The following is a 13,537-nucleotide window of genomic DNA, read 5'->3' on the forward strand; positions in this document are numbered from 1 at the left end:
GGCTCGTCTGGTACTAACTCAATCACATCGGTAATCTCACAATTCAGCGTTTCGCAGATACGGGCTAATGTATCCATGCTGATGTGCTTTCCCTCTTTGCTCATGTTGGCAATCATATTTGTTGTCATACCAGCAGCAAGCCTTAAATCCTCTTTCCTCATATCACGCTCTAACAGTGTGTGCCAGAGTGGTTTATAGCTGATGTGCATATTGTTTTCCTGCCTTTCTATCCATACCACCGGGGCGGCTGCCCCGGCAGGAACTTTTCTCTTATTATAGCACCAATCTTGTGAAATCACAATTTATTCTTGTATCCTGCCGCTGATACCGTCTGGATTGTGCTTTTCCTTTCTTTTTGTTCCCTTTAATTAGCCATAAACTGCTTAATGCCCTGGCTTTTTACTGATGTGCGATAAAGAAGTAATAGGAGTGTAAAAAATTTTGCCGTTCCTATCCGGCACTTGCGCATTGTGTCGGATAGGTCGGGCGGTTATTCGGGCAAGTCCACCTTGCCAACAAAAGAATAATAAATCTCAATGTCCTGTCTGCGGGTCTTGTTCTCGTCATAGCTGCACTCATGCACAACGATTTTCTCTACAAACTCCCGCAGCAGAGTAGGGGTAAGTTCTTCAAAGCTGGTATGCCGCCGGACAACATTCATAAACTTTTCTGCGTTCACGGTGGCTTCCTGTGCTTTGGAAAGCTCCGCTTGAATAGCAGCGGCTCTTTCTTTCAGCTCCCGTTGCTCTGCTTCATAGTCTGCCGACAGCTCTGTGAAACGCTCGTCTGATATGCGCCCGGTCACGCTGTCCTCATACAGCCGCTTGAAGATAGCGGATAACTCGGCTATGCGTTTCTCGGAGGCTTCCAGTTCCTTTTTCTTGGCGGCGTTCCTGCGTTTGCCCCCGTCCTCGTTCTGCTCAATCAAGAGTTTCATAAACCGGGCTTCATGCTTTGCCGCATAGCTGGTCACTTTCCGCAGATTGGAGAGTACACCAGCGGTCAAGAGGTCGGTGCGGATAAAGTGCGCCGTACAGTCATGGGTGCGTTTCTTGTAGTTGCCGCAGATATAACAGTCCTGCTTGCGCTTGTCCGTCTGGTATCGCTGCTGATACATCACGCTGCCGCAGTCCGCACAGAACAGTATGCCGGAGAACAAACCCACTTCATCATAGCGGTTGGGGCGTTTGCGCTGTTTGCGAAGCTCCTGCACCCGTTCCCATGTTTGGGTGTCTATGATAGGCTCGTGGTGGTTCTCGAAAATCACTTGCTTTTCCGGGGGATTTTCTACACTGTGCTTGACTTTGTAAGAAAGTTTTTCTGTCTTGAAATTTACCAGACAGCCTGTGTATTCCCGGTTTTCAAGGATATGCACTACGGTATTGGTCGCCCACTTGCACTCATAGCCGGGGTGGTAGCGGCGGGTGCTGCCCGTCCTGCGGTATTCAAGAGTCCCCGGCGTGGGGATCTGCTGCTCTGTGAGCATACGGGCTATCTTGGTCGGACCATTCCCGGCAAGGCAGAGGTTGTATATCTGCTTGACTACGGGTGCAGCTTCCTCGTCAATAATGAAATTTTCGTCCTCGTCCATGAGGTAGCCATACACAGGCTTGCTTGTGATGGGCTTGCCACTCATGCCTTTTGAGCGTTTTACTGCTTTGATTTTCTTGCTCGTATCTCTCACCAGCCATTCGTTAAAGATATTCCGCAGCGGGGCAAAGTCATTGTCGCCCTGTGCGCTGTCCACTCCGTCATTGATAGCGATAAAGCGGACACCTTTCTGTGGGAAAATCATTTCCGTGTACATTCCCACTTGCAGGTAATTTCGCCCTAACCTCGACATATCCTTTACGATAACTGTCCCGACTTTTCCGGCTTCAATGTCCGCAAGCATGGCTTGGAAACCGGGTCTTTGAAAGTTCGCACCAGAATAACCGTCGTCCGTGTACCAGCGCAGATTGGAAAAGCCGTTCTGCTTTGCATAGGTTTCAAGGATACGCTTCTGATTGGAAATGGAATTGCTCTCGCCTTGCAGCTCGTCCTCATGGGAAAGTCTTGGGTAAAGGGCGGTAATTGGTTGTTGGTTGGTCTGTCTTAACATAAAATCCTCCGTTTCCGACAGCCAGCCCCACTATTCCGTACCTTGATTGTACCACATGGGGCGGCTGTCTGTATAGCGGTTTCTGCTTCTTTACCGCCTGTCAAAATGACGATTTTTTACTGTACGGCTTCTCGCTGCAAAAAAGATAGAAAAGTTCATAACTCTGTGATATACTTTACCGTAAATACACATCAGACATTGCAGGAGAGAAAATGAAAACTATATTACTTCATGGATTAGGGCAAACATCATCAAGCTGGAAAAATACGATTAACACTATGGGGAAAAGTGCGGACATTTTATGCCCGAACCTTTTTGATTGGTTTGAAGATAAAGAGGTCTGCTATCAAGTTTTATATCTTGCTTTCTCCGAATACTGTAAGCAATTTTCAGAACCGGTCAATATCTGTGGGCTATCTTTAGGCGGTATTCTCGCATTGCAATATGGGATTGAAAATCCAGATAAAATAAACTCTTTGGCGTTGGTTGCGACACAATATACAATGCCGAAAAAACTCTTGCAATTTCAAAATATGCTCTTTCGGTTTATGCCTAAAAGAACATTTGAAAGCATGGGACTTGGTAAAACGGATTTTATCAATCTGTCAAAATCCATGATAAACTTGGATTTCCAAAAAGAATTGAAGTGTATCAATAGCCCTGTAATGGTTATCTGCGGGGAGAAAGATACAGCAAATAAACAGGCTTCTTTACAGCTTCAATCGCAGTTACCGCAAGCCGAATTATTAGTGATTAAAAATTCTGGACATGAAGTAAACATAGACGCTCCCGAAGATTTGGGGAAAGCACTCTCAGCATTTTTCAACCTATAATTTCTCTGCCAGCGGTCACGCCAAAAGCGTGACCGCTTTTCAGTATCATGTTAAATCGCTGTTTTTTGTGTAGCAGCTTCCGCTTCCAGCACTTTCATCATCTTGTCGGCTGCGGTGTCGGTTGCGCCCTGCTTGAAGAAGCCGGAAACGGTAAGGACGGAGTTGCCCATGCGGATTTCCGTTACACAGTCCGGGCGGCGGTCTGTTTTGGTGGTGCTTGTCTGTTTGGTTTCTGTCATAGGCTCTCCTTTCGCTGCTTCATCAGTTGCTTTAAGCGTTCCAGCTTTTCCTGTGCGGTTTCCTTTCGGAAATTGCTGCCCGTGAAGCGGACGGGGGCGCACATGGAAGTCAGCCTGTCATAGATACGGGCGTGGGGCGTGTCCTGCGGGTGCTGCAATTCCTCCAGCGTGAGGTTGGTCGTGGCGATCAGCGGCTTGCCGCCTCGGTAACGGCTGTCAATCACGCTGTAAACCTGTTCCAGCCCGTATTCTGTCCCTCGCTCCATACCGAAATCATCAAGTATCAGCAGAGGGTAGCTGCAAAGGCGGGAAATATATTCGTTCCTGCCCTCAAAGCTGGCAGCAAGGTCACCCAGTATCGTTGCAAAGTTTGTCATACAGACGGCAACCTCTTTCTCCATAAGGGCGTTGGCGATACAGGCGGCAAGGTAGCTTTTTCCTGTCCCCACGCCGCCCCAGAACAGGTAGCCGATATTTTCAGCCTGCATGGTTTCCCAGCTCTCCACATAAAAGCGGGCGGTTTCGGTCTGTGGGTTTCTGCCGTTGTCATGCTCAAATGTCCAGTTCCGCATAGCAGGGTCGGTAAAGCCCCGGCGTTTCAAGTCCTCCACTTTTTCAAGGTGCTTCTGTCGGCTTTCGGCGGCTTGCTGCTTTTCACGGGCTGCTCGCTGACAGTCGCAGTCTGTTGGGTGGCGGTCATACCCTAACCATTGGGCGGTTTCTTTTGAAAAGTAGGCTTCTTTTGGCGTATGGCACTTGCCACAGTATAAAAGCCCGTCCTCGCCTGTGTAGTCCTCCGCTTCGACGGTAGTGGTTGTAATGTCCGTAATCATAGCTTCAATCTCGTTTTTCATAAGCTCTCGCCCTCCTTACATGAATAATCGGGTATGCCCTGTTTCGGGGCAGCCTTGCCTTTGGCAGCGTCCTCCTGCGCCCACTTGTAAATGGTGGCTGCATGGCTCTGGTACTGCTTCCCGGTGGAAGCGATATGGCAGGAAAGCTGGTCAATATAATACTCCCACTTGTCGGGCAGCTCTGTTTTCAGCCCGGAAAGCTCTGTATCGGTCAGTATCACATTGTTGTATCTGCCATAAGCGGCGGGGGCGGGGTGTCCCGTTTCTCCCTCTCTCTCTTTTTCTATCTCTATCTCTTTCTCTAACTCTATCTCTGGTGGACGAATGTCGGACAAATGTCCGCCTTTTGTCCGGGGCGGTAAAAGTGCCTTGTTTTCCAGCCTTGCAGCCCGTTTCCTCTCGGCTTCGGTAGAGGACTGTCCTATCATCAGCTCAATGTCGGTCATATAAAAAGCCCCACTGTCAAGCTGCTCCACAAGCCCCAACTGCCGGAAAATCTCCAAAGCCCTCTCAACCGTCCCTATCTGGTGGCGGGTCAGTGTCGCTATCATCTGCGCTGTGTAGGGGATATGCTCGTCAAGCTGCAACTTCCCGCCGTTTTTCAGCGATTTTAAGTACAGCTTCAAGAGGATATTGGAATATAAAATCCCGTCTTTCATATCTTCCAGCAGCACAATGGAGTCGCTGTCAAAAAAGTTCTCTTTCAGCTTGAGGTAGTAATACTTGCGGTTATCTGCCATTGTCCCTGTCCTCCTTTTTCCGGCGTTTGGAGTAGTAGCGGGGGCAGAGTATGATAACCGCCCGGAAGCTCTGCTTGCAGCTATGGGTACAGCCCCGGCAGAGGTCGTTGTATGTGATACGGTCGCAGGTGGTATTCCCGACTTTTACTTGCCGCAGGAAAAAAGACCATTCCAGCCGCCGTTTCTTGCTCATTCTTGGCATGGGTGCGCTCCTTTCTGCCGTTTCCGCTGGTGTGGCGGTATCGGCGGTAATTCTGTATCATCTCGGTATCATTTTCGGGGTTTTTCTGCCCTATAAGCCCGTTAAAAAATCCTTTGGTATTTGCGGATAGGGTACGGGGCAGCCCCCTTGTTCTGTATAGGTTCGGGTACATTTTGGGGCGGTTTTTATCGTTCCTGTTCCTGCCTTTTCACAGGCTTGCGCTCCCGGTGTAAAATCTGGTCGATATTGCCCTTGACAGTCTGTAAGCGGCGGTATTCCTCCCGTTTTGCCCGGTAATCGTTGTAGCCGCTGTTTTTCTCTTGGATAAGGGTTTCAATCTCTGCTTGCAGGGCTTTATAGCTCGGCAGCTTGGAAATGCCGTTCTCCCTGAAATAGCGGGCGGCTGCGTCTGCTATGATAAAGTCACTTTCATGCTTCTGACGGTAGGCTGCTTTTGCTTTGGCGTTTTTCTGCTGTTTCAGCCCGTCCCGGACAGGGCGGGTCTTGGAATAGGCAAGCACCTGTCGTTGCAGCTCCTTTTTCCCGTTCAGCGTCTTTTCCACCTGCTTCAGCTCTGCAAGGCTTTCCTGCATGGCGGCATAGGCGGCAGAACAGGCTTCGTCCAGTTCCTCCGGGGAAGAAAAGCCGTACTGCTGGTAGGCAGTAACGGTAGCCGCCATCTGCTTTAGGTTGTGCTTTGCCGCCCAGCGGTCATAACCCACGCCCTTGCCCTCGGCTCGCTTGGCTTCCCGGTCAACCATGCGCTGCAAGATGTTGTCTGCCGGGGTGGTTTTTGCGGCTTTTTCCTCCTGCAAGCGTCCCTTTTGGGTGTGTGGGTATTCCGGTATGGCTTTGGTCTGTTCGGCGGCTCTGTGGGCGTTCTGTGTAAGCAGGGCAAGGACAGCAGCCTTGTCAAAATCGTCCCCCAGCTTCCGGGCTGTGATAGGCTTCGTCCTGTCCGGCGTGAGGTAGGAAAGCCGCCCCCGGCTCTCCTTGACGGTCACACCCTCCCGCAGCAAAAGGGAAGAAAACTCGTCAAAGCTGCCAGCTTGGGAAAGTGCCTGCCGTATCGTCCGGCGCAGCTTCGCCTTGTCCGTTTCAAACTTGGTGGGCTTGGTCGGCTGTCCTGCGGCTTCTCTGGCGGCGTTCTCTTTATCAAGGGCAAGCTGCCCTTTCTTTGCCGCCCAGTATTCCCGTTCCGTTATCCGTTCCTTGCTGCCGCTTAGGAGGTCGATTTGGTAAAGCCCCTCCCGGTGGCACATCTTCATGACTTCACTCTTGAAATATTCCATAGCGGCGTTGGTACAGCGGTGCTTGCAGCCCTCCCGTGTGTCGGCTGGTCTGTCCATGTAGGGCAGAAGCGGGACTTCATAAATCCGCAGGGAGTTGATGACGATATGCACATGGATATTGCCGCTGTGGTTATGCCCGTCCGGGTGGGTGCATACAAGGGCTTGGTGTCCGGGAAAATGCTCTTTACAGAACTGCTCGCCCAGTTCCTGCGCCCGGTCTACGGTCAAGCCGTTGTCTGTCCCGTCCCGTGGGTCAAAGCTGATGATATAGTGGTGGCTTTTCACATCTTCTCGTTTTTGGTTTTTCTCATAGCGGAGATTGGCTCGCATACAGGCAACGGCGAAATCCTCGCCCCCGCAGTTAAGGGAAGAAATGCGGTAATCCTTCCTCGGTATCAGCCGCCCGTTTTCATCAAGGGTGGGCTTCATGGTAAACTCGTCATGCTCAAATGTGAGATAGGCTTCCGCTGCGCCATAGTCGGCGTTTTTAGAGCTGATATGTTTGAATGTTGCCAACAGCGTCACCCACTTTCTGCAAGACTTCAAACTTTAGGGCAGCAAGGTCGGAAACCGCCGCCCGTACCTCCCCGGCAAGCTGCGGGTAGGGGCTGTGCCACTCGTTCAGCGTTCGGGCTATCTGGTTTAAGTTGCCGCCGATCCTGCCGTATTCGGCGGTCAGCTTCCCGACAGCGGCAAGCAGCTCGTCATTGACGGGGGAAACGGTTATGATGGGGCGTATGGCTGCCCCGGTTATGGCTTGCCGGATAAACTCGGCTTGGCTCATGTTGCAGGCAGAAAGCCTTTCCGCAAACTCGGCGTATTCTTCCTCGGTCATGCGTGTCTTAATTACCCGGCTGCGGTGCGGCGTGTTATATCGTTTTCGCATGGTAAAACCTCCTTTCTGTGTGTGGTGTCCTCTCACTAATAGGAGAAAAACGGGGTGTGAAGCGGAACTGTTTTTGAAAAATCCGAAAAAATATTTTGAGGGATTTTTAAGCGGCGCAAGCCGCATAAGCAGGGTTTGGGGAAGGCACTCCCCAACAAGATTCCCGCAGGGGCAAAATGAGCGAAAAGCGAATTTTGGTACTGCGGTAGAATCTTGCTCTAAAAAATTGCCACTTCGCCCCTCCAACCATTACTACAATTTGAAAAGGGCGTTTTGGCTTGTTTTCATAAATAAAGCGAATGAAATTTTTCGGTCTGCCCGCTGTTCATCACTAAAACGGTAGCGGTGTTTCTTTTGGCAAAGACACGGCTGCATTTTTCGTAAATCTCCCCTTAATCCCTACTACACCGGAACAGGCACTTTTGCCAAATGGAACGGAAAGATTTTTTGAAAAAGGGCGTAAAAAAAGCAGCAAATCTTTTCAGACTTACTGCTTGTATGCCGCTGTGATGGGCGGTGGGTTATTCAGTTGTCACGGTCAAAGCGGAATTTGAACAGGCTTTCTATCAGTTTTTGAATGATATGCTCCTGCATTTCCACATTGATATGACCGTCCATTTTGGAACAGGCTCGGATATATCCAGCATAGTGGGATAGCACGGCTGCAACGGCTTCCGGGTCACCCTCGCTTGCCTTTACTATTGTTTCATAGGGAAGTAGCTGGCTCATGGTGTAAGCCCTCCAACTCTGCCTACAATCTCTGTAAAATTATCTGTATGTGCCTCCCAGTGGTGCTGTGTGTCCGTCCGTACCGCTTGCCGATTTCCTTATGGGTCATACGCTCAAAGTAGTACAGATAAATGATTTCCTGTTCCATTTCCGATAGAGAGGACAGGGCTGCGGCAAGGTGCGGACTTTTCAACAGGACAGTTTGACCGCAAGCCGTAAATGGATATTCCATGCTTGTCGGCACTTCTGCAAAGTATTCATCTGTTGTACTGAACGGATAATGCTTTTCGTCCATGAGGTAGTCAAGGGAGATTTCCTTGCCTCGGCGGCTTCGTATACTCCGTGCTGCGTCTATGGCAGCGTGGCGAATAACAATCATACAAAAGGCATTGTGAGTGTGCCGGATATGCTCTTGATATTTTTCGTGTTCGGTCATGGAAAATACCCCCTTTCTGAATAGTGACAGAGGGCGGCAGCCTTTTAAGCTGTCGCCCTCTTGATTGCCGAACAGCAAAGACGGGCGGGGCTGTCAACGGCGGGCGCAGCCCGTTCATCTTACCGTTGACTGGCTCTGCTGGTTTTGCTACAAATTCTATCTCTTTATGATTTGTCGGAAAAACTCCTTACCCAAACAAAAACTACAATCGCGGTTGCAATGAGTAATTCTGCAAGAATTACAGAAGCATTCCATATTTCAAAATAGAAATGCCCAATGAAATAGACTGCAAAAAAAATCAAATAAATTCCAATCGAATACATAATATTTTTGGAAATTTGAGTGCGTTTCTGTTCCCTAACTAACATCTGTTTCTGTTGTTGTTCCAGAATTTCTGTTTTAACCGATAATTCATCTATCTCTGATGGTTTTAACAGATAATCCACGGTAACATCGAATACTTTGCTTAGTTCAACAATCTTTTCTACTTCGGGTATGACCTGCCCACTTTCCCATTTTGAAATAGACTGTCTTGAAACATTAATCTGCTCAGCCAGTTGTTCCTGTGTTAATTCTCTACTTTTGCGTAGTGCTATAAGTTTTTCTGCGAACTCCATATGTGTTCCTCCTTTTGATTTTGTGTATAAATCTTATCAAAATACTCATTTGCACTCTAGCAAGTAAGCTATACAATTACATGACAAACGGTGGAGTTTAAGTGCTTTCTTGTATATCTTGATTGTCATTCTACTTTATATGCCTATTTTAGCATAGAAAAAACGTTTTCTCTATTACTCCATTATTTTACGGAATAGTGGGCTGTCTTTCTTTATTTTAGTTGTGTTACTTTATCACACATGAGCATTTATGCAGGAGCTGTAAAGTCCTGCGGATTTGATACCCGGTCGTACTCCGGCAGCGTCCGTACATTTCCCCGATTTCCTGCTGTGTGTAATGCCCCAAAAAGTAAAGGTAGATGATTTCCCTCTTTTTCTCCGGCAGAGAGGACAAAGCGGCTGCAAGATTCCCGTTTGTGAGGATAACCCTCTGACCACACATCATAACCGGGTATTGCTTGTAGGGGTCTATGAAATAGGTGTCTGACGTACAGAATGGATAAAACTTTTCTTCTGTAAGGTATTCAAAAGATATTTCCCTTTGCCGCCGCTTATCCCTGTCACGCCATGCGTTGATAGCTGCATAGTGTATGACAACTCTGCAAAAGGCATCAAAGGTGTACTCGATATGCTCCTTATATGCTTCTGTGCAAGGCATAAATAGTTCCCCCTTTCTCCCACATAATACGGCGTATGGTTTATAAGACACTTGTTATTTCAAGGTTTCTACTGTGAATGAAGCAGAATTGCCCGAATTATTATCCCGTAAAAGTTTTTGTGCTTCCGCTTCGGAAATTTCCTTAATCTCCATAACTCCATTTTCACTATTTTCAGCAATGGAAAGATATATACTGCCACTGTTATTAAAATAGATGATGGGTTTTTTAGTATCAATGAATATACCAATTATCTGGTCGTTGTAGTACCAATACCCATCTTTTGGGTGATAAACTATGCCATAGGATTCATAATCTTGGAGCGTATTCATGTTTTCTGTCTTATCTCCAGATTCCATGCTGTAAGATTCATGATTTCTAATCATATCTCCATTTTCTGTAGAAGTGCCAGCGGGCATTGATTTAAGTCCTGAATTTTCATACTTTTCTGTATGCCTGTCATAAACTTCTTTTGTGCATTCCCGAATACCAATAAGTTTATCGTTTGTATCCCGTTCCGCTTCAATATCTACTGTTCCCGTAAAGAAATTGGTAAAACTTGCGCCGCCCACTGGGTCATTAAAAAATCGGACAACATTTCCCTTGTAAGTGTAGCACTTGCTATTCTTATCATAAATCAATCCATATTCTTCATATATCCCATAGTCAATATTACCGCCAGGCAGTTCTGCCGCCGTATCGTAATCTGAAGCATTCTCGGAAGCATGTATTGGTTTGTACTCCTGTTCTTCAAAAATTGGATTATTATTAGCTTGGGCGGAAGTTGCAAATGCTGTAGCTACCCCGACAACAATCAGACACGCCAGTACCAGCGAAAAAATAGTTGTTTTTTTTGTTTTCATAATAGCAGTTATCCTTTCTTCGATAGCATTTTTACTAAAGCTGTTACAAAATGGCAATAGCCCACTTTTCGTTGCTTCCATGTTGATAAGCATTAGCGAATAGGCAGATTTTGATTTTTCTCCAAATTGTCGTATGACGCTTTCATCACAAGCCAGTTCTATATCACGGTTAAAAAGAATATACATCACCCACACAAAGGGGTTGAACCAATGAATACAAAGGGCAAGTGTCGCAATCAGCTTTGTTACAGTATCATAGCGATAAATATGCACATATTCATGTGAGAGGACATATTGCAGTTGTTTTTCATTTTTCCAGTCCATTTTTTTCGGCACCAAAATAACAGGACGGAAAATGCCATAAGTTAATGGGGCGGAAATCCTATCAGATTGCTTTACCAAAATTGGACGTTTCAATGGGCGTTCCGCCAGCCACTTTTCTACATAATGGTTGTGGACGGGTAAAGCTGTCCGAAATTCAATCAGACAACGCAAATAGGATATTACAAAAAACAATGCGATAAGTATTATTCCTGCACACCATACAATAAACCACATGGAAACAGATGATAAAATATTCTCTGGCGGCTGTTCTGCTCCCTGTGTCGTAACAAACAGCCCTTGCATAGTGGGAATGTTGTAATCTGTTCCAGCTTCCGGCAATGTTGTAGAAGATATGCTATGAGTTACCAACGTATAAACACTAAACATTGACGGAATCGAAAACGGGATAAGCAGTCTTAATATCACCAATTCCCATAAAACAAGAAAAGTCTTTTTCGGCAGTTTATTGATTGCCACCGCACGGATAATCACTACCGCAGTAATGAAAGCAGCCCCCGAAAAGCTCATTTGCAGTAAATTCATTTACACCACCTCATTCCAAATCTTCCACAATCTGCTTGAGCTTCTGAATCTGTTCAGCGGAAAGCTTTTTTCTGCCTAACAGGGCTGCAAACAGTTTGTCAACTGAACCGTCATAAATCTTGTCAACCAATTCTTTTGTTTCCGCTTCCTGTACTTCTTCTTTGGGAATAAGGGCATGGCACATGAAATTAGGCTCGGAACGTTCAATCGCCCCTTTTTTGATACACCTTTTTATCAGTGTGTAGGTAGTATTCATGTTCCAGCCAATTTCTTTTTTCAGAACGTCGGATATGTGTTTTGCAGTGGTGTCGCCCTCGTTCCAAAGCACACACATTACTTTCAATTCTGAATCGAAAAGTTTAATATCCATTTGTTTCCTCCTTTCCACAAGACCGCAGTAGTTTCTGCTTGATTACACATTACACCTTTCTTAATCGGTTGTCAACACTACCGCAGTAGTGTTAAGAAAAAATTCATAATTTATTTTCTTGAATAGATAATGAAATGAGAGGGCTTCCGCAGCAGTCGGCACTGTGCGTAATGTGCATAACTTGCTATCTTATGGAGTTGTGGGAAAGTCCGTTTGCAGAATGTGGGAAAGCTGCTCTTTAGCTTTTCCATGTTCTGTGAACGGACTTTTCCATAACGGAATAGCAAGTTATACACATTTCCATGGTGCTTGTCGTTTGCTCTTTGGTTCGGAATAGTGTGGTGCTGGCGGTCTATCTCTTGTTTTCGGTTGTTTGCTTCTTTACTGTACATGAGCATTTGCCGCAGGGTTGTCCGACCCGTAACCTTCCAGAAGGTTGATGACGCCCCATACCGCCAGACCAGCGCCAAGAGCCATGACCAGAATTTTAAGAATGTCGATTGCCTGATTGAAAAATTCCATATACGTTCCTCCATTTTGTTTGTTTGATGGTTTTGGGTACAAAAAAAGCCGCCCACATCGGCGGCGCTTCGGGTCATCATGGCCCGAAGTTACACAAACTCGTCGCTGTCCAGATCATCGAAATTCAACAGGTCAGCTTCTTCGTCCGTGTCGGAGCCGTCCACTTCGTACACCGTGTATTCGTCCTCCGGCTTTAGTCTCAATGGCCGGTGGCGGAACAGGCTTTCCAAGCGGAAGGCGTTTTTCTTTTTATCAAATTCGGCTGTGTACTTGTAATTCGGGTGCTTTTTCAAGTCATACTTCGGGGACAGGAAGGGCGGGAGCCCCCGAAGCTGCAAGATACATTTATCCCCGGGCATGGTGGTGATCTCGCTGGTGGTCATCAGCTCCCGGCCAAGCCGCTGCATATTCTGGCTGTAACTTTCAGACTGTCCACGGCTTCGGCCCTCGGTCTGCATAGAGATGGTGGCCTTGCCCAGCCAGTTTTCCGAAATATCCTTTAGGGTGGAAGCCTCCCGGCCTCCGAGGAATACGATACTGTCCATGTTGCCCATGATGGTTTCGGAATGGTCTTTGTACAATGCCTTGCACTGGCTCATTGCCTGATAAAAAAGCGTCAGGCTGATCTCACGGGAGCGGATAACGGCCACGATCTTTTCCAGCCCCGGCACCTGTCCGGTGTTGGCTGCCTCGTCCCACAGCACCCGCACATGGTAGGGCAGACGCCCGCCATAGGTGTTATCAGCCCGTTCACACAGAAGGTTGAACATCTGCGAAAAAGCGAGGGCAACCAAAAAGTTGTAGGTGGTGTCCGTGTCGCTGATAAGAAAGAACAGCGCTGATTTTTCATCCCCCAGCTTATCCAGCTCCAGTTCGTCATAAGACATGATCTCCCGAAGTTGGGGAATATCAAAGGGAGCCAGTCTTGCACCGCAGGAAATCAAAATGCTTTTGGCTGTCTTTCCGCTGGCGAGCTTGTATTTCTTATACTGCCTCACGGCGAAGTGCTGGGGGCTGCGACGTTCCAACCCGTCAAACATATAGTCCACCGCATTTTTGAAGGTTTCGTCATCCTCCCGGACTTCCATGCTGTTTATCATTTCCACCAGCGTATTCATGTTGCGTTCTTCCTCCGGCCCCTCAAAGACGATGTAGGCCACAAGGGCGCAGTACAAGAGGGTTTCAGCTTTAGTCCAGAACTCGTCGCCCTCCTTGCCGTCGCCTTTGGTGTTGGCAATCAGGGCGGTAACAAATTTCAAAACATCGCTTTCTGTCTTGATGTCGGGTAAGAGACTGGCATTGCTGCCAGCCCCTCCCCTAAGAACCGTAC

General features: G+C 47.5%; 17 protein-coding genes and 1 pseudogene. 1 reads left to right on the plus strand and 17 read right to left on the minus strand.

What is annotated here, in order from left to right; translation table 11 throughout:
• From DW769_RS15655 to DW769_RS15660, 3 genes and pseudogenes are all read right to left on the minus strand, one after another.
• A partial coding sequence (locus DW769_RS15655; RefSeq protein ID WP_147398868.1) for a helix-turn-helix domain-containing protein occupies positions 1 to 209 on the minus strand: 209 nt, incomplete at its 3' end.
• 161 nt (positions 210 to 370) lie between these two features.
• A pseudogene (locus tag DW769_RS17475) lies at positions 371 to 469 on the minus strand (Maff2 family mobile element protein); the annotation flags it as partial.
• Positions 470 to 490: 21 nt separating this feature from the next.
• Entirely contained in the window at positions 491 to 2,101 is a 1,611-nt protein-coding gene (locus DW769_RS15660) for a recombinase family protein (RefSeq protein WP_097839336.1), read from the minus strand.
• Between the two features lie 212 nt (positions 2,102 to 2,313).
• Here DW769_RS15660 and DW769_RS15665 point away from each other — a divergent pair, with 212 nt between their 5' ends.
• Positions 2,314 to 2,934, plus strand: a complete 621-nt coding sequence (locus tag DW769_RS15665; protein ID WP_102759324.1) for an alpha/beta fold hydrolase — start codon at positions 2,314 to 2,316, stop codon at positions 2,932 to 2,934.
• A gap of 50 nt (positions 2,935 to 2,984) precedes the next feature.
• Here the strand turns inward: DW769_RS15665 and DW769_RS15670 are convergent, their stop codons facing one another.
• The 14 genes from DW769_RS15670 to DW769_RS15740 all read right to left on the minus strand — a co-directional run.
• Positions 2,985 to 3,173 (minus strand): transposon-encoded TnpW family protein, encoded by a 189-nt coding sequence (locus DW769_RS15670; RefSeq protein ID WP_002569233.1) that lies wholly within the window; start codon positions 3,171 to 3,173, stop codon positions 2,985 to 2,987.
• Positions 3,170 to 4,027, minus strand: coding sequence for an ATP-binding protein (locus DW769_RS15675; RefSeq protein WP_102759325.1), 858 nt, complete (start codon positions 4,025 to 4,027; stop codon positions 3,170 to 3,172). Before DW769_RS15675 ends, DW769_RS15670 begins: the two co-directional genes overlap by 4 nt.
• The gene (locus DW769_RS15680) at positions 4,024 to 4,767 is read right to left on the minus strand and encodes a phage replisome organizer N-terminal domain-containing protein (RefSeq protein ID WP_102759326.1); all 744 of its coding nucleotides are present in this window, start codon (positions 4,765 to 4,767) and stop codon (positions 4,024 to 4,026) included. The genes DW769_RS15675 and DW769_RS15680 overlap by 4 nt, the downstream gene beginning before the upstream one ends.
• The gene (locus DW769_RS15685) at positions 4,757 to 4,969 is read right to left on the minus strand and encodes a hypothetical protein (RefSeq protein WP_005927784.1); all 213 of its coding nucleotides are present in this window, start codon (positions 4,967 to 4,969) and stop codon (positions 4,757 to 4,759) included. Before DW769_RS15685 ends, DW769_RS15680 begins: the two co-directional genes overlap by 11 nt.
• Positions 4,970 to 5,154: 185 nt before the next feature.
• Positions 5,155 to 6,777, minus strand: a complete 1,623-nt coding sequence (locus DW769_RS15695; protein ID WP_118750618.1) for a relaxase/mobilization nuclease domain-containing protein — start codon at positions 6,775 to 6,777, stop codon at positions 5,155 to 5,157.
• Positions 6,749 to 7,147: a plasmid mobilization protein gene (locus DW769_RS15700; protein WP_102759327.1), complete on the minus strand. Its 399-nt coding sequence runs from the start codon at positions 7,145 to 7,147 to the stop codon at positions 6,749 to 6,751. The genes DW769_RS15695 and DW769_RS15700 overlap by 29 nt, the downstream gene beginning before the upstream one ends.
• Positions 7,148 to 7,672: 525 nt before the next feature.
• The gene (locus tag DW769_RS15705) at positions 7,673 to 7,876 is read right to left on the minus strand and encodes a helix-turn-helix domain-containing protein (protein ID WP_117457836.1); all 204 of its coding nucleotides are present in this window, start codon (positions 7,874 to 7,876) and stop codon (positions 7,673 to 7,675) included.
• A 22-nt stretch (positions 7,877 to 7,898) separates the two neighbouring features.
• The gene (locus DW769_RS15710) at positions 7,899 to 8,312 is read right to left on the minus strand and encodes an RNA polymerase sigma factor (protein ID WP_118688849.1); all 414 of its coding nucleotides are present in this window, start codon (positions 8,310 to 8,312) and stop codon (positions 7,899 to 7,901) included.
• 164 nt (positions 8,313 to 8,476) lie between these two features.
• Complete coding sequence (locus DW769_RS15715; RefSeq protein WP_117846029.1) at positions 8,477 to 8,929, minus strand: helix-turn-helix domain-containing protein; 453 nt, start codon at positions 8,927 to 8,929, stop codon at positions 8,477 to 8,479.
• Positions 8,930 to 9,155: 226 nt separating this feature from the next.
• Positions 9,156 to 9,587 carry an RNA polymerase sigma factor gene (locus DW769_RS15720; RefSeq protein WP_117846027.1) on the minus strand — a complete coding sequence of 144 codons (432 nt, stop codon included), beginning with the start codon at positions 9,585 to 9,587 and terminating at the stop codon, positions 9,156 to 9,158.
• A gap of 54 nt (positions 9,588 to 9,641) precedes the next feature.
• On the minus strand, positions 9,642 to 11,315 hold the full coding sequence (locus tag DW769_RS15725; protein ID WP_020993729.1) for a M56 family metallopeptidase: 1,674 nt from the start codon (positions 11,313 to 11,315) through the stop codon (positions 9,642 to 9,644).
• 10 nt (positions 11,316 to 11,325) lie between these two features.
• Positions 11,326 to 11,685: a BlaI/MecI/CopY family transcriptional regulator gene (locus DW769_RS15730; RefSeq protein ID WP_008704785.1), complete on the minus strand. Its 360-nt coding sequence runs from the start codon at positions 11,683 to 11,685 to the stop codon at positions 11,326 to 11,328.
• 381 nt (positions 11,686 to 12,066) lie between these two features.
• Positions 12,067 to 12,249: a Maff2 family mobile element protein gene (locus DW769_RS15735; RefSeq protein ID WP_243105477.1), complete on the minus strand. Its 183-nt coding sequence runs from the start codon at positions 12,247 to 12,249 to the stop codon at positions 12,067 to 12,069.
• A gap of 47 nt (positions 12,250 to 12,296) precedes the next feature.
• Positions 12,297 to 13,537: VirD4-like conjugal transfer protein, CD1115 family (locus DW769_RS15740; RefSeq protein ID WP_118750619.1), on the minus strand; the 1,241-nt coding region annotated here is incomplete at its 5' end.

Source organism: Blautia sp. AM29-29, from assembly GCF_003480555.1.
Classification (GTDB): Bacteria; Bacillota; Clostridia; order Lachnospirales; family Lachnospiraceae; genus Fusicatenibacter; species Fusicatenibacter saccharivorans.